The organism is Prevotella sp. tc2-28 (genome assembly GCF_900107705.1).
Taxonomy (GTDB): Bacteria; Bacteroidota; Bacteroidia; order Bacteroidales; family Bacteroidaceae; genus Prevotella.
Genome location: NZ_FNRE01000007.1, coordinates 21,051 through 38,453 on the forward strand (window position 1 = coordinate 21,051; position 17,403 = coordinate 38,453).

Annotated in this window: 10 protein-coding genes and 1 riboswitch; of the genes, 3 read left to right on the plus strand and 7 right to left on the minus strand. The window is 49.5% G+C overall.

The window, feature by feature from the left end; translation table 11 throughout:
- Nucleotides 1-32: 32 nt before the first annotated feature.
- Nucleotides 33-221, minus strand: a riboswitch (cobalamin riboswitch).
- 31 nt (nucleotides 222-252) lie between these two features.
- From BLU47_RS07575 to BLU47_RS07600, 6 genes are read right to left on the minus strand one after another with little or no spacing between them, the layout of a single operon-like run.
- Nucleotides 253-1,302 (minus strand): UDP-N-acetyl glucosamine 2-epimerase, encoded by a 1,050-nt coding sequence (locus BLU47_RS07575; protein ID WP_091960667.1) that lies wholly within the window; start codon nucleotides 1,300-1,302, stop codon nucleotides 253-255.
- On the minus strand, nucleotides 1,299-2,630 hold the full coding sequence (locus BLU47_RS07580) for a right-handed parallel beta-helix repeat-containing protein (RefSeq protein WP_091960670.1): 1,332 nt from the start codon (nucleotides 2,628-2,630) through the stop codon (nucleotides 1,299-1,301). Before BLU47_RS07580 ends, BLU47_RS07575 begins: the two co-directional genes overlap by 4 nt.
- Nucleotides 2,631-2,670: 40 nt before the next feature.
- Nucleotides 2,671-3,228 (minus strand): NADH peroxidase, encoded by a 558-nt coding sequence (locus BLU47_RS07585; RefSeq protein ID WP_091960672.1) that lies wholly within the window; start codon nucleotides 3,226-3,228, stop codon nucleotides 2,671-2,673.
- A 38-nt stretch (nucleotides 3,229-3,266) separates the two neighbouring features.
- Nucleotides 3,267-4,766: a sensor histidine kinase gene (locus BLU47_RS07590; RefSeq protein WP_091960675.1), complete on the minus strand. Its 1,500-nt coding sequence runs from the start codon at nucleotides 4,764-4,766 to the stop codon at nucleotides 3,267-3,269.
- 9 nt (nucleotides 4,767-4,775) lie between these two features.
- Nucleotides 4,776-6,293 (minus strand): DUF4301 family protein, encoded by a 1,518-nt coding sequence (locus BLU47_RS07595; protein WP_091960677.1) that lies wholly within the window; start codon nucleotides 6,291-6,293, stop codon nucleotides 4,776-4,778.
- A gap of 47 nt (nucleotides 6,294-6,340) precedes the next feature.
- Complete coding sequence (locus BLU47_RS07600; protein WP_091960679.1) at nucleotides 6,341-6,733, minus strand: DUF3127 domain-containing protein; 393 nt, start codon at nucleotides 6,731-6,733, stop codon at nucleotides 6,341-6,343.
- Between the two features lie 166 nt (nucleotides 6,734-6,899).
- Here BLU47_RS07600 and dnaN point away from each other — a divergent pair, with 166 nt between their 5' ends.
- Genes dnaN through coaBC form a run of 3 tightly spaced genes read left to right on the plus strand, consistent with a single transcriptional unit; the run spans nucleotide 6,900 to nucleotide 10,066 of the window.
- Complete coding sequence (gene dnaN, locus BLU47_RS07605) at nucleotides 6,900-8,024, plus strand: DNA polymerase III subunit beta (protein ID WP_091960682.1); 1,125 nt, start codon at nucleotides 6,900-6,902, stop codon at nucleotides 8,022-8,024.
- 23 nt (nucleotides 8,025-8,047) lie between these two features.
- Nucleotides 8,048-8,860 carry a 3'-5' exonuclease gene (locus BLU47_RS07610; protein WP_091960684.1) on the plus strand — a complete coding sequence of 271 codons (813 nt, stop codon included), beginning with the start codon at nucleotides 8,048-8,050 and terminating at the stop codon, nucleotides 8,858-8,860.
- Nucleotides 8,861-8,866: 6 nt separating this feature from the next.
- On the plus strand, nucleotides 8,867-10,066 hold the full coding sequence (gene coaBC / locus BLU47_RS07615; protein WP_091960686.1) for a bifunctional phosphopantothenoylcysteine decarboxylase/phosphopantothenate--cysteine ligase CoaBC: 1,200 nt from the start codon (nucleotides 8,867-8,869) through the stop codon (nucleotides 10,064-10,066).
- A 3-nt stretch (nucleotides 10,067-10,069) separates the two neighbouring features.
- Here coaBC and BLU47_RS07620 read toward each other — a convergent pair whose 3' ends face one another.
- Nucleotides 10,070-17,398 carry a non-ribosomal peptide synthetase gene (locus tag BLU47_RS07620; protein ID WP_091960688.1) on the minus strand — a complete coding sequence of 2,443 codons (7,329 nt, stop codon included), beginning with the start codon at nucleotides 17,396-17,398 and terminating at the stop codon, nucleotides 10,070-10,072.
- Nucleotides 17,399-17,403 lie beyond the last annotated feature (5 nt).

The window sequence follows — 17,403 nt, forward strand, 5'->3', positions numbered from 1 at the left end:
TCGCGCCTTGCTGCCTAACCCCAGAAGCAGGAAAAGCGCATTGATGCAAGAGGAGGTCTTCTGACTTACAACCCGGTCCACAAGCGTCTTCCCAATAATATCAGTGACATCATGCTTATGCCGTCAATGGCTGCTCACAGCTGCGGGACAGTTGGGGAATCTCACCCCATTCCCTTACCTAATGCGCTTGCAAAGTTAGTACAAATAAAGAAAAAAACCAAAAGAAAAAGGATTTTCTTTTGGTTTTCCCTGTTATTCCGTTAATATCTTGACTATGCGTTCTGCAGTACGACCGTCCCATCGGTCAGGAAGTGATGATTTCTTCCACCGCCCTTCCAACAGTTCGGTCAGTCTCTGGCGCAGTTTATCTGCATCCTCACCTACCAACTCATTGGAGCCCTGTTTTACCGTCTCTATATGTTCGGTATAACTATTGAGCGTGATACATGGAACATTGTTGAATGTAGCTTCCTCTGCAACATTTCCGGAGTCCGTAATGATACCTTGCGCATGACTGGTCAGCCAGCCGAACTGCAAATACGACAAGGGGGAAACGACCTGGAATCCCCCGTGGCGTACAACCAATTCACGCGCACGTCCGCGCAATGGAGCGACAACAGGAGTCTCGCCTGCCGCTTCGACGATGGCATCCAACATCTTGTTCAGATTCACCTCATTATCAAGCAATGCCTTACGATTCAAGGTAAATACGAGATAGCGGTCGGTCTTCACACATTCTGGCCGCCTCCAGCGATCGTGGTTTGCTCGCAACGAGTCAATCAAGATATTACCGACCATGTATATCTTATGCATCTCAGCACCTTCACGGGTCGCCACACTGCTGGAATTAATGCCTGCAGTAAAAAGCAGGTCGCTCAATCCGTCAATAACCAAGCGGTTGATCTCCTTGGGCATCTTGATATCAAACGATCGGGTTCCAGCCACAAGATGTCCTAGTCGCAAGCCTCTTTTCTTCGCGACAATAGCTGCCGCCATTGTTGATGCCAAATCGTCAACGACGATAACTGTATCACATTCGTGCTCTTCCAGATAGCGTTCAAACTCACTCATCACCCTACCCGTCAACTCGTTCAAATTATCGCAGTCGACACCCAGAAAGACGTCAGGAAGAGGCATTTGCAAGTCGTCAAACAACGATGTTTCTAATGAAGGGTCATCTGCACATCCTGCATAGACCAGTTGATAATTACACCCTTCAGTCTGTTTGATGGCTCGGATAAGTGGTGCAACCTTTACAAAATTCGGTCGAGCACCGGTAAAAATACAAATCGTATGTTTCATTGCTTTGTTTCTTCTGTTGTCATAGATACAAACATCCGTCCTATCCTGGGCTCGTAAGCTGGCGACTCCGGAATGATGCTGAAATCATAGATATATTTTTTGTCGTCAAACACCAAAAAATGTTGTTTGCCTTGTACCTCATCATTCGGGGTTTCCCAGATGATGTTTTCAAAAGCTTCCTCGTCTTTAACTTCTTTGGTACGGATGAGACAATTGCTGAAATGATAGTCTATCGTTTCCCCGTCGCGCTGGAAACCCTCAAAAACATCTTCTTCATATCCTGTAATGAGCGTATTACTACAGGTAAGCAGTAAAGGATTGGAATCGGAAGAGAAAAAGAGCGCCTTACCACTCAATGCGAAGGGATAGAATTGTGCCAGCGTACAATGGTTGACAACGGCATCACATCCCAGCAAAGCCAGACAGTGGGCTTCTGAATTTGACAATTGACAGTAGTCTAATGCCACCTGAGAGTTGCGAGCCCATAGTCCATAACCTCTATTGTTATGTATTACACAATTCTCAAAAACTACCTGTGTGCTGTCTGCCGTTATTCCATCCCACGCATTCCGTACTTCCGTATCAGTCATCCAGCAGCCTTCCGCTCCCTTGGCAATCTCAATGCCTGGCCACTGACCACTCACTCGGTCGTAAGGCAAATAGTCGAACATATGGTCCAACCGGTCACCACGCAGTATACAGTCTTCTACAATCAAACGACCTTCTACCTTCAATTGAGCATTGTTATGAAAGAATAGTGACGTATTACGCAATGTCAGCGTAGCTTCCGGAGCGACCGTAATACCATCACCATAGACCACCAAAGGCTTCTCAGAAACAATAGTCATATCTTCGTCAATCACCAAATCGGTCACCTTCTCAGCATCCCAGCTAAAGGTGCGCAGATTTACCTTCTGCACTACTCCACTCTCTAAGGTGAATAGCAGGTTGTCCTCAACTAACTGCGGAACAACGGTTTTCGTTTCGTAGGCTGTTATCTCGACAAAAACACGCAGGCTGTCGTCCTTACGCACTTCTAAGTCTTGAGCCACTGGGTTTAGGAATGTTCCGTCCACATTGACACGAAATCCCGTCTGGTTACCCTTTTCAAGTCTTACCTGACTGATACGCAGACCGTCGGAGGCATGATTATGTACCCAAAAAGTGTAGGTGACAGAAGGAACCTCCGAAAATAACGTATCCAGCCTTACTGTGTCTTGAGAAAAGCTTAGGCGTTGACTGCGGTCTGTGGTAAAGGAATCATTGTCCGAACAGGCAGTCAATAGCATCGTCACTATTGTGACAATAAAGAAAAGTCGTTTCATCATATTACAGATAAAACGACTTTCCATACGTTTTATTGTGGTTTTACTTGCCAAAATATCTCTTCAGCAAACCAGCAAAGCCTGCACCGTGACGAGCCTCGTCCTTAGCCATCTCGTGAACAGTATCATGGATAGCATCAAAACCGGCAGCCTTGGCATTCTTAGCGATACGGAACTTATCCTCACAAGCACCTGCTTCGGCAGCTGCGCGTTTCTCCAAGTTGGTCTTCGTATCCCATACGCACTCACCCAGCAACTCAGCAAACTTAGATGCGTGTTCTGCCTCCTCGAAAGCATAGCGCTTGAAAGCCTCTGCAATCTCAGGATAACCCTCACGATCTGCCTGACGAGACATTGCAAGATACATACCGACTTCGCCGCACTCACCATTGAAGTGGTTGCGCAGGTCCTGAATCATCTCCTCGCTGACACCCTCGGGCTTTCCGTCACCAATTTTGTGAACAGTAGCATACGTCATATCTGCATCATCCTTCAACTCTGAGAACTTAGAGGCAGGAGCCTTACAAATTGGGCACTTCTCTGGTGCAGCATCGCCTTCATAGATATATCCACAAACAGCGCAAATAAACTTTTTCTTCATAACTTTAAAGATTTTGTTTAGTTAGTAAATAATGATTATTACGAATGTAGTTCTAATACAAAACGTACACCCTTTGTAAATTCCGGATCGAGATTCAGATCACCCTTCATCTTTAGGGCCATCTGCTTACAGATAGGCAGTCCAAGACCGTCACCCTTAGTGAGGTCTTTGATTTCAAGGAACGGTTTGAACAGATTCTCACGTTCCTCTTCAGGGATGACGATACCTGTATCTGAAACCAAGAACTGATGAGTATGCGCTCCACGTTTCTTGTAGTCAAGTACGATAGTACCGTCTGCCGGAGTATACTCTGCAGCATTGCGTAACAGATGAAGCAGAATATGAGTAACATACTCCTGGTTTATAGCCGCAGCCATCTTGGGAGCATTGTTCTTCAAGATAACGCCAGATTTCACCTCACCACGAATCTGCTCCAGCAGTCCTTCGCAGTATTGCTGCACCTGAATCTCCTCAACTTCTACTTCTTCATCCATTGAATTCTCAATAGCCGACAACGTCTGGATATGCTTCGAGAAGTCAAGCAAAGCCTGTACCTCTGGGACTTTCTTGTCCAGTTTCTGAAGCGATGGTTCCAATTGTGCAGAGATATTACCAATAAACTTTGCCTTCAGCGCATTATTGTCATTGGCCAGTTTTATGGTCTTCTTCTGCTTACGTGTCAACATGATGAAACGCATCAGCACGACGCCGCCCACAATCAAGGCTGCTGCCAACACGCCAACCAGGACAAATAGTCCGATAATAATACCCCAACGAGTGGTCAACGAACTGTCTTGGTCACTAATAACGGCTTCGTTGTCGGCAATCTGTTTCTTCAGTGCTGCAATTTCATCACGGTGTCTGATTACGGTAGTTGAATCCTTCCAAGCCATATAGTTGCTATACGACTCTGCCACCATACTGGCACTATTGCTACGACGACCATTGGCAATGAGTTGCTTATAGACTGCATCAACCTTGTCGTACTCTTTCGAAGCAGTCAGCTTTGTTGCCATTTCCTTGAAAACAGCATTACCTTGTGCTACTTGTCCGAAAGTATAGTGATAGATGGCTTTGTTGTACAACAGGTCATTTTTCACAGCCTCGTCATTGCAAGCATTGGCATGATTGGTCATTGCCCTCAGATGATCAGCAGCACTTTCCGCACGATGCATCTTCATATACATCTGCATACGTTCTTTCGACGTGTAGTAGTGCTGGGCTTCTTTGTCGGCACCAGTCTGCTTGGCAGCCAAGATAGCTTGGTCTATTCGACGCAGCAAGTCGAAAGCCTCCTGATAAAGGTTCTCCTTATAATATAACGCCGTAGCCTTAACACCGCAAGCGACGCTCTGTTTCATCTGTCCTTGTCTAGCATAGTCTTCAAACGCACGGATGTATGAGCTACGGGCACCTGGCACATTGCCTTTCTCGGCTTCGGCTTCTGCCCGTTTTTCAAGATCACTCTTCTGCTGTGCACTGATAGTGACACAACAGAAGAAAAGACCGAGGATTAAAAATGATAATATTCTCTTCATAATGAATGATTACTGATGTTGTTCACGCAGCAAGTCGTTGACAGTCTTAACTGGGTTGAACGTTGAAAGGGGTACTTCCACGAAGACCGTATTCCAGTTGCTCATCGCACCGTTCCACAGTCCGGGAAGTTCCAAAGCCTGCAACTCCTTGCCGTTCTTTGATTTCTGCGAAATAAAGCCCGTCGAGGGATCTACATACTTTGGCAAATCAAAGGCGTTGCCTTTGTAGTCCTTCACAGCGCAGACAAGATCTACAGGGTTGAAGTGAGTACCCTTTGTAAACATTTCCATATAAGCCGTATTCGACTTGTCTATCTGCGAACTTTCCAAGATCTGAAGTGATACGGTACCATCCTGATTATAGGTCAAGAACGGTCCTCCGCCTGGCTCACCCACATTTTTCACAACACCACAAACACGCATCGGACGGTTCAACTTGTTGCGCAAATAAATAACTAGCTCAGCATCTTCCAGCTCCTTGATGTCTGCCTTTCTACAGCACAGGTCCTGCTGAACGAAACGAATCATCTCCTCAATCTGTTCGTGAGTGTACTTGCCCGAGTCAAGCAGGTTCAGATAGTCGAAAGCTTTTTTCTGCAGGGTGACAAGAACACCGGCAATAATCTGCTTCCACAGCACAGTGTCACCTTTCAGACGGTCAGGCACGACATTATCGATGTTCTTGACAAAGATGACGTCAGCCTCAATCTCATTCAGATTCTCAATCAACGCACCGTGACCACCGGGACGGAACAACAGCGAACCGTCGCTGTTTCGGAACGGCGTGCCGTCAGGATTAGCTGCTACGGTATCCGTAGATGGTTTCTGTTCTGAGAAAGTGATATCATAGTGAATACCATATTTCTGGGCATAGTAGTCAGCTTTCTGGGCTACTTTCTGCTTGAACAACTCCATATGCTCATGGCTGACGGTGAAGTGTACATGAGCCTCACCATTAGAAGCGGCATACAGCGCACCTTCCACTAAATGTTCTTCCATCGGAGTGCGCGGCCCCTCTGGATAGTTGTGGAACAGCAGCAAGCCTTTTGGCAGCTGACCGTAGTTCAAGCCCTCAACTTTCAGCATGTTAGCAGCAACAGCCTTGTAGTTGCCTTCTGCCATCAAGGCTTTGATGCCCTTACCATTGTTTTTCTGGCAAACAGCATCTAACTCACCATAGAAAGCAAACTTCTCGATATTGTCGAAATATTTCTTCTCAAAGTCGGTTGTAGGCTTGTCATAGTCTGCGTCCACGAAGGCAAACATATCCTTGAACATACGACTAGCCGCACCTGATGCCGGCACGAATTTCACCACGCGCTTACCGGCAGCCTTGTATTGCTGCCAGGCTTCAACATATTGTTTCCCTTCCTTGTTGTCCGGAGCCACGATGCCATGTCCGATAGCTGCTGCAGCCTCTAGTTTCAAGAACGGGAATCCTGTCTTAAACTGTCCTAACTGGGTCTCAATCTGTTGCTCGGATATTCCTTTTTGAGCAAGCTGTTTCAGGTCTTGTTGTGTTAGCATATTGGTCTTCTATTATAATTAATTAATGTACGCGCAAGTGCAATCAGTTAGAAAGGCAGGTCATCTGTACTGCCCTCGCCTGCTGATTCCTGAGCTGGAGGGAACGGAGCCGTAGCCATAGAAGCAGCATCGGGAGCTGCAGCCATAGGAGCGGCCGCCATAGGAGCGGCGCCACGGGTAACATTGAAGGCACGAACATCGTTGAACCAACGTCCGTTAAACTCATGAGCATCTATGTCAAAGCTAACAGTAATGTCTTCGCCCATCTGGATGTTGAACTGCTTGATACGATCCTCACCAAAAACACGGAACACACACTTTTTAGGATATTGTCCAGGTACCTCAATCACATAGTCCTGCGACATCCATGAATTACCTGTGCGTGCTGACACTCCACTGCTTGCCGGTAATACGGCAATAATTTTTCCTGTTAAATCCATAATACTTTATACGTTTTTTTAATTGTTTTACTGTTTCAGATTGCGAAATTACGGAAAATAATTTAAAAATGCGAATTTTTCGACGAATATTTTTGCTATTGAGCCAGACTTTTTGTATTTTTGTGCTCAATTAAGAAGAATAAAGAAACTTAAAATATAAATACTCATGAGATTTACCGTATCAAGCACTGCACTCAGCAGCCGACTAAATGCTCTTTCAAGAGTCATCAACAGCAAGAATTCACTGCCCATCTTGGCAGATTTCCTGTTCGACATCCACGACAACGTGCTCTATCTTACCGCCTCGGACAGCGAGAACGTCATGAAGACGCAACTCGACCTGACAGAATGCGATGCCAGTGGCCGCTTCGCCATCGGCAACCATGATTTGTTGGAAGCCGTCAAGGGTTTCTCCGAGCAACCCATCACGTTTGATGTCGACCTACAGACTAACTTGGCAAAGATTTCTTACCAGAATGGTCTGTTCTCACTGCCTGTCGAGAATGCTGACGAGTTCCCCCAGCCTCAAGGTATTTCTTTCGGAGCCAACGAAATTGTCATCTCTAATGCACTGTTGGCAGAAAACATTAACCGTACCTTGTTTGCTACGGCTCAAGACGAGTTGCGCCCTGTCATGAACGGCATATACTTCGACCTCACCGCTGAATGTCTTTCTATCGTCGCTTCAGATGGTCACAAACTGGTACGCAACAAGATTATGTCCATCCAGGGCCAGCAACCTGCCGCCTTCATCCTGCCCAAGAAACCAGCTTCCTTACTGAAGAATCTGCTAGGTAAGGACGGTGGCGATGTCACCATCCGCTTCGATGAGCGTAATGCACAGATTAACTATGGTGAAGGCGAGCTCATCTGCCGTCTTATCGAAGGCCGTTATCCTAATTATAATTCTGTCATTCCCCAGAACAACCCCAACCAGATTACCGTCGACCGACTCGGTCTGCTTGCTGCTCTTCGTCGCGTACAGCCTTTCGCCAACGACTCCAGCAATCTCATCCGTTTCCATGTGGAAAACGGTCGTCTGCAACTTGATGCTGAGGACTATGATTTCTCCAAGACAGCAACTGAACGTCTGTCTTGCGATTATAACGGGCAACCCATGTCTATTGGCTTCAAGGGTTCTTCATTCATCGAGATTCTCAGTAATTTCGACTGTAATGATGTTATCATTCAGTTGGCCGACCCAAGTCGTGCCGGTCTCGTATTACCTTCCGAACAGCCTGAGGGTCAGGACGTACTGATGCTGATGATGCCGATGCTGATTAATGATTAATTGATATTTAACCATATAGAACAGTGAAACTTAACTTACAAAAACCACTCGTGATTTTCGATTTGGAAACAACGGGCCTTGACATCGTCAAGGAACGTGTCATCCAATTGTCATACATTAAAATATATCCTGACGGACGCGAAGTACGCGGCGACGAACTTATCAACCCCGAGAAAGCCATTCCCGTGGAGATAGAGCAGCTAACGGGCATCACCAACGACGATGTCAAGGACAAGCCAACCTTCAAACAACTGGCTGCCAAGCTGAGCGAGGTCTTCGCTGGTTCCGACATCGCAGGATTCAACTCTAACCACTTCGATGTTCCCTTGCTGGCTGAGGAGTTCCTACGCGCCGGCATCGACTTTGATTTCTCCAAGAGTCGCCTCATCGACGTCCAGACCATTTTCCACCGCATGGAACGTCGCAACCTTGCAGCAGCTTATAAGTTCTACTGCGGGCGCAAGATGGAAGAGGATTTCGAAGCTCACCGTGCCGATCAGGACACAGAGGCAACCTATCGTGTTCTGATGGGCGAGCTTGACAAGTATGCACCGGGGGCTAACGAAGATCCTGAAAAGGTTCTCCCTAACGATATGCAGGCATTGGCAGATTTCTCCAAGCTCAACGACAATGTCGACTTCGCAGGCCGCATCGTGTGGGCAGAAGTCAACGGCCAACGTACTGAGGTGTTTAACTTCGGCAAGTACAAGGGCAAGGCTGTTGCCGACGTGCTTCGCCTCGATCCAGGCTATTATGGCTGGATTATCGGTGGCGATTTTACCTACAATACCAAGCAAGTTCTCACGCGCATCCGTCTTCGTGAAGCTCAGAAATAAACCGAAATGCTGAAGGGAAAGAAAATCGTATTAGGTATCACGGGTTCTATAGCAGCCTATAAGGCATGCTATATTATCCGCGGACTCATCAAGGCCGGTGCCGAAGTGCAGGTTGTTATCACGCCGGCAGGTAAGGAATTCATCACTCCCATCACTTTGTCGGCACTCACGCAGAAACCGGTTGTCAGCGAATTCTTCTCGCAACGTGACGGCACTTGGAATTCACACGTCAAACTTGGCCTTTGGGCCGACGCTATGCTGATAGCGCCATGCACCGCTTCCACCTTAGGGAAGATGGCCAATGGCATTGCCGATAACATGCTGATTACAACCTACCTGTCCATGAAGGCTCCTGTGTTTATCGCACCCGCTATGGATCTTGACATGTACCAGCATCCGACTACCCAGCAGAACATGCAACGATTGCTTTCCTTCGGCAATCACATCATCGAACCCGCCAGCGGATTCCTTGCCTCCGGTCTGGAGGGCAAGGGACGTATGGAGGAGCCGGATAACATCGTAGCTTATCTCGACCATTATTTCGAGCGTAAAGACCTGCAAGGTAAACGCATCATGATAACGGCTGGACCGACCTATGAGAAGATAGATCCTGTGCGGTTCATAGGCAATTACAGTAGTGGAAAGATGGGGTTTGCCTTAGCTGAGGAGTGTGCCCGTCGTGGAGCAGATGTGACGCTCATCGCTGGTCCTGTCCATACGCAACTGTCTCCTTGTTACGCCCATCTCGTCAACCGCATCGACGTTGAGTCGTGCGAGGAGATGTACCAAGCAGCCATCCAGCATTTCCCGCAACAGGATGCAGCCATTCTTTGTGCCGCCGTTGCTGATTTCCGTCCCCAGACCATTGCGGATCAGAAAATCAAGCGTGGCAACGACGACCTTGTCATTCACCTGCAACCGACCCACGACATTGCAGCCCAGTTGGGGCAGATGAAGCAAGCCCACCAGGTAATGGCAGGCTTTGCCCTCGAGACAAACGACGAAGAGGCAAACGCCCAGAAGAAACTTGCCAAGAAAAACCTCGACTTTATCGTGCTCAACTCGCTGCGCAACCCAGGCACTTGCTTCCAGTCTGACGAAAACCAGATAAGCATCATCGACCGTAATGGGCAACGCGACTATGAGCGCAAGCCCAAGCAAGCAGTTGCTTGCGACATCATCGACGAGCTCAGTCGGTTATTTTGACGATCACTCGTCAAAATAACCGAAGCCCGAAATAGCAGTTAACAGGCGTTCAACGTAATCCCACGCAGTATCGCTCCAATGGAATCCGAGACGATGCAGCACCGCACAAGTGTAACGGTTATCGCGATCTATTAAGACTGCTTTTTGTCCGTGAGTCATATCCTGATAAGCCATCATGGCGGAGAGCAGCTTTGCCTTCTCCGGGTCTTGACCAGCTTCGGCGAGTGCCTTCTCGAATTCGTCATTTTCCACAAAGCGTATCTCTTTTCCAACCTTATTCATCAGTTGTAGCACGTCGCCAAAGAGCTCTGTGTGGTTGTTGAATGGCTGGAATACCGTACACTCCTTGGGTGTGGTAGCAAGAAGCACCACAGCCTTTGCAGTCTCGTCAATAGGAGACATCTCGGTAATTTCGTCATAACCGTCATAAGGACAGCAGCCAAGCGTGTAGAACACCTTGAGTCGTCCCATGAAACTATTGCTGTTGAAGTTAGCCTGGAACTCACCGTCATAACTACGTGACGCCAGATTACCCACACGCATGATTTTTGCCGAGAGACCGTGATGGGCAACAGCATCAAGCACGAGCCGCTCCGCCAGGAACTTAGAGTGAATATAGCGGTTGTCCAAGAACTGACCGAACCACAGCTTGCGCTCAGTGAGCATAGGTACCTGACTGCCGTCACCGTGATCAATCCATATCTCAGCAATGGAGGTGGTCGAAACATGTACCAGTCGTGCTCCGCTCTTCAAACAGAACTCCACGCAACGCTGGGCACCACCGATGTTTACATCCTCGATGTCGGTTCCCTTTGAGAAGTGTTTCACGTTAGCAGCACAGTTGAATACGGTGTCAATCTTTGAAGTGAGAGGTGAGGATTCAGAAGTAAGCGTTGTGAGGTCTTGTGTCACGTCGCCAGTCACCACCAAGATACGAGTACCGAAGAGCTCCTTAAATGACTTCTCGAAATAGTAGAACAGCAGGTTCTTCAAACGATGCTCAGCGGTAGGCAGGTCTTTTCCACGAACGAGACACGTGATGGTTGTGGCATCTGTTTCAATGAGTTCGCGTAGCACATGGATGCCTAAATAGCCGGTTGCACCGGTAAGGAGCACATTGCCCAATGGTTGCCGCTCGCCCTTGAGGAACGTTTCCACATTGTTATGTTGCAGGAGAGCGTCAATGCCAGTATAGTCAAAACTGCTTACCTCGACGTCTGTGTTGTCGATGGGAGTTTCTCCGCTCACAAACTGCGCCAGCAGACGTGGTGTCGGGTGTGTGAACACATCTCCATAAGCCACATGGTAACCCATCTTGTCGGCCTCGATGATGACCTTTGTCACCATGAGTGAGGTTCCTCCCAGGTCGAAGAAGTTATCGGTAGCACCTATCTTGTCGACGGCGATAATATCCCTGAAGATGTCGCAGAACTGCCGTTCCGTTTCGTTGGCAGGAGCCACATATTCGTGATCGGAAGCCAGGATGACGGGAGCAGGCAGAGCCTTGCGGTTCACCTTCTGGTTCTGGTTCAGCGGAATAGCGTCAATCTGCATCGTGGCAGCAGGAATCATGTAAGGAGGCTTCTGCTGTCCGATGAAGGCGTTCAGCTCCTTGATATCCACCTGTTTGTCGCTGACGATGTAGGCGGCGATGTATTTTCCGCCGTTCTCGTATTCAAAGGCCTGCACGGTGACATCCTTGATGCCGGGGAACTGTCGGATGACGGCCTCGACCTCCTTCAGCTCGATGCGGAAGCCGCGAATCTTCACCTGTCCGTCCTTACGTCCCGCAAACTGGATGTTTCCGTCGGGCTGATAGCGCACGATGTCGCCGGTGCGGTAGATGCGCGAGTATTTCGGTTCGTCGCTGAACGGGTTCTGCAGATAGACCTCTGCGGTCTTCTCCGGTCTGTTGAGGTAACTTCTGGTGACGTGCGCACCACTGATCCACAGCTCGCCCAGCGCTCCTGGCGGCAGACGGTTGAACTGCTTGTCTACGATATACAGGCGCGAGTTGTCCAGCGGCTTTCCTACGGGGATGTCCTTGAGTTCCTCAGCCACCTCATATTCTGTGATGAGGATGGTACCTTCTGTGGGACCGTAGCCGTTGTGCATCTTGAAGTTGGCCGGTGGTGCCATCGAAGCCAGCTTCTCACCTGCCGCTATCAAGTGCAGCAGCGAGTGGTTGTCCATGTTGGTGGCAAACTGATAGGCAACCTGCGTGGTCATAAACGAGTGCGTGATGTGATTCTCGTTGAAATAGGCATTCACCTCTGGCAGCGTCAGACGAATATCATCGCCGATGATATAGACACAGGCTCCGCAGGTCAGCGCGGGATACATATCCATCATACAACAGTCGAAACCGTAGCTGGCGTAGCATGATGTACGATGCTCTGCGCGCAGTTCGAAACGACGCTGGTACCAGTGGCAGAACGCAGCCAGGTTGCCGTGTTCCAACTGACAACCCTTGGGCACACCCGTGGAACCGGAGGTGTAGAGCAGGATAAAGAGGTCTTCGGGTTTGACGGTGACATCGACGGGCTTGCTGACAGCAGGCAGGTCGAAGATATCCTTCGTCAGCAGCACATCGCCATGATACTCGCTCACGATATCACGCAACGACTCGTCGGCAATGAGCATCTTGGCTGACGCATCCTGGATCATGAAGTTCAGACGCTCTGCGGGATAGCTCGGATCCAATGGCTGATAGGCACATCCTGCCTTCAGCACACCAAGAGCAGCAATGGGCATCCACTCGCAACGCGGAATAATGATAGACACCACATCCTCACGTCCCATTCCTTTTGAAACGAGGTAAGCCGCGATGCGCTCTGTGATGTCGTCCACCTGGCGATAGGTGTAGTGGTTGTCGTGATAGACCACAGCCATATTGTCTGGAGTCTGCTGCACCTGATGGCGGAACAGCGAGACGATGGTCTGCGTCGTGTCGTAAGGCACGTCGGTCTGGTTGAAGCTGTCCAGCAAGGCAACTTGCCCGTCGTCGAGCAGCGACACGCTCTTCAGCGGGATGTCCGGCTGACTGATGAAGGCGTTCGCAGCATTGCGGATGGAGTGCGCGAAGCTTTCCATCATTCCCTGACTGTAGCGTCCCTTGTCGTATTGCAGACAGATGCTGGGCTGTCCCTTCTCGTCATTCTGTATAAAGAGGGATATGCGGAACTTGGGGGTGTCCGACTCGAAAGTATCAACGGGCACGGTCACTCCCTTGTACTGCAAATCATCCAATACGCCCATCTGGTAGGCGAACATGATTTCTGCCGACAGGTCATAGTCGGCGGCGACGCGGGCAAACGGGTAAGTCTCGTGGCGCAGCGTCTCGTCGAAGTTACGGCTTGTCTCGTCCAGGAATTCCATCACGCTCTGTTCGCCAATCTCCGCACTCAGCGCCAGCGTGTTGACAAACATGCCGACGGTATTGCTGATGCGCAGGTCGGAGCGTCCGTTACTGATGGTGGCAATGCACAGCTGCTCATTGTTGGTAAACCGTGCCAGTGTGTAGAAGGTGGCGGCAAGCAGGTGGTGTGCCGGGGAGATGTTATGCTGATGACAGAATTGCTCAATGGCATCGAAATCCAACGGCGTGTAGATGGTTCCTACAGTGCCTTGATCCACAGGATTTGTAAGGTCGGACGGTACTTCCGTAGCACCTTCGACATTACCCAGCCGCTCCTGGAAGAAGCGGTGTGCGGCAGCATATTCCTCACTGCTTTCTGCCGCTTTCTGGGCAGCCACGAAGTCAGCATAGGTGAAGGTCTCGGGTTCTATCTCCTTACCGTTGAGCAGGTCAAACAGTTGCGCCAGCAAGATATCGAACGAACCGCCGTCCACAACGAGGTGGTGAATATCCATCATCAGATAGACTGCTTGTTCGGTTGTGACAATCTCTATGTGGTATAGCGGTCCTTGGCGCAGGTTGAACGGCTTGACGAATTCCCATTTGTAACGAGGGATGTCAGCCTCTTTACACTGGCTTTGCGTAATTTCTATAGGTTGCTCCGTATCGACAATCTGTATGATGTCAGCCCCAGCACTTCCGAAATGCGCCTGCAGCATAGGATGCGTCTTGACGAGTGTCTCCACCGACTTGGAAAGCAGTGGGATATCCACGTCCTTGGGGAAACGGGCTATGACTGGTGTGTTATAGATCGTTGATTCGGGGTTCTTGATGGAATCCACATAGACACCCATCTGAGCGTACGACAGCGGAATGTTACTCATGTCGGCATGCTCCACCTCGGCAGTTTCCTGCTTGGTGGCGCTTCCGCTCATCAGAGCCTTCAGTATCTCGTTCTCAATACCTTGCACACTGCCTGACTTCGCCAGCGCCTTGGAGTCCAACGTCACGCCAAAGCGCTTGTTGATCTGAATGGCCAGTTTGATGGACATGATAGATGTCAGGCCCACATAGCCCAATATCGTCGTGATACCAAAGTCCTCGGTGTTGATGATTTGTGCGATGATATCGTGGATTTCCTGTTCCAGCACATTCATAGGTACGTTGGCTTCTGCCTCCACGTCTACAGCTTTCTTCTCTGGTTTCGGCAACGCCTTCTTGTTCACCTTCTGGTTCTGGTTCAAAGGAATGGCGTCAATCTGCATCGTGACGGCAGGCACCATGTAAGGAGGCTTTTCCTCCATGATGAAGTCGTTCAATGCCTGGATGTCAACGGTCTCGTCAGAAACGACATAAGCAGCAATGAACTTGCCGCCACCGTCCTCGTCGAAAGCTTGTACGGTAGCGTCCTTGATTCCCGGGAACTGGCGGATGACGGCCTCAACCTCCTTCAACTCGATACGGAAACCGCGAATCTTCACCTGTCCGTCCTTACGTCCGACGAACTGGATATCGCCTTCCGGCAGATAGCGCACGATGTCGCCGGTACGATAGATGCGTGAATACTTCGGTTCGTCGCTGAACGGGTTGTCTATATATACCTCGGCGGTCTTTTCCGGACGGTTAAGGTAACCGCGAGTTACCTGTGGACCACTCACCCAGAGTTCGCCTGCAGCACCTACAGGCAACCGATGTCCTGCTGCGTCAACAATATACAGCTTGACGTTGTCCAACGCCTTACCAATCGGAATGTCCTTTATGGTCTTCGTTACGTCGAAGTGGGTAATGCAGACGGTACTTTCGGTCGGTCCGTAGATATTCGTCAGCAACACATTCGAGGGAGGAGTGAGCGAAACCAGTTTCTCACCACCCACAGAGAGGTGTTTCAGTGAGTGGTTCTCAATGCTTGTGGCAAACTGATAACCCACCTGTGTTGTCATAAACGAGTGAGTCATCTGGTTCAGCTCGAAATAGTCGTTCAGGGCGATGAGGTCCAGACGCAGTTCCTCAGGAATGATATAGACCGTGGCACCGCAGGTCAGCGCTGGATACATATCCATCATGTTAGCATCGAATCCGTAGCTGGCGTATGCTGCCACATGGTGTCCTGCCTTGAGGTCGTAGTAGCGCTGATACCAGTGGCAGAAACATACCAAGTTTCCGTGCTCCAACTGACAACCTTTGGGAACACCTGTGGAACCGGAAGTGTAGAGCAGGATGAAAAGCCTGTTCGGCTTAATTTGAGAATCAAGATTCAAGATTTGAGATTTTTCTTCCGCACTAAGGGTTGGAAGTTTCTCGATATCCTTGGTCAGCAATACCCCACCCTGGTATTCATCCACGATGTCGCGCAGTTTCTCGTCGGCTATCAGCAACTTGGCATCGGCATCCTGCATCATGAAGTTCAGACGCTCTTTCGGATAACTCGGATCCAATGGCTGGTAGGCGCATCCTGCCTTCAACACACCGAGCGAGGCAATCGTCATCCACTCTGAACGCGGAATGAGAATAGAGACTACTGGCTCTTCACTGGTCACTTTTACCTTTTCACTGACATATCCTGCTATGCGATCCGACAACTCATCCACCTCTTGATAGGTGAACTGCTTATCCTTGTAGACCACGGCGATATTTTCCGGCGTTGCCTTAACCTGCTGACGGAACAGCGAGACGATGGTCTGCGTCGTGTCGTAGGGCACGTCGGTTTGGTTGAAGCTGTCGAGCAGTTCCACCTGCGACTGGGTGACGATGGTGATATCACGCAGATTACTTCCCTTGAGGAATGCATCCAGCACCGTTTCGTAGCTCTCCAAGAACTGGCTGACCAGTTGCTCTGAATAAGCCCCTGTGTTATATTCTGCCCTCAGGTAGTAACGCCCTTCCTGTTGGGTTACGCGCACGTGTAACGGCATTTCCTCCGACATATAGCACAAATCGTCAGCCGGTGCTGCTTTGCCGGCAATCTCTACCGTGTCTAATACGGTTCCGTGCCAGGAGAAGAGCGAGCCCATCTGCAGATTCAGGTCGCTGATGACATCGGTGAACGAATAGCTGTCGTGTGTCCGACAACCCGTTATCTGCTCCTGTGTGGCTTTCAGGAAGTCGAGTGTCGTAGTGTCGTCGCTAAATTTCACGAAGACGGGGAACGTTTTCACCAACATGCCGAAAGTGCGTTTCAGCTGCTTGTTCTGACGTCCTTTATGGACACTGCTGAACAGGGCTTCTTGCTCGTTGTTATACTTGGCCATCAGGAAACCATACACACCGGTAAAGAGGGTATTCTTGAAGATGCCCTGCTTTTCTCTGAAGGCTTCGATGGTGTCAATACCGACATTCAACTTTCTGGTAAGCGTACCTATTTTCTTCGTCGGTTCTTCCAGGTCTGGAATCAGCTGACTGAAGGTGTCGCTGCAGTCGAAGTTCTTGGCATACCATTGTTTGTCTTCCTCGAATGCCGCTGTCTGGCGCTTTTCAGCTTCCTGACGAGCCACGTCAGCCAGGGTGATAACCTCTGGTTCCAAGGCCTTGCCTCCATAGGCGGCGTCAATGTCGTCGAGTATCACTTTCAGTGACGTTCCGTCGGCAATGATATGGTGAACGTTTATCAGTAAATAGAGATGCTGGCTGTCCTTGAGCAGACGCATGCGGAACAGTCGGTCGTTATAGAGGTCGAACGGCGCCGTCATTCCTTGCTTTTCCGCCTCGATATCGGTGACGTGCTCCACCTCCAGGCTGAACGACTCGCTGTCATCGAGTATCTGCTGCGGGTCACCCTGTTCGTTCAGCCCTATGCGTGTAAATAGCGTGGGATGAGCAGCTACGGCAGATTCTATGGCTGCCTTCAGCTTTTGCTCGTCCATACCGCCGTCGAGCCTATATAGATAGGTAATATGATAACAAACTTCGCCCTGGTGAGCGATACATTCGGCATAAATGCCATACTGGGATTTTGTTAGAGGTGCCGTAGTTTTCATATGGT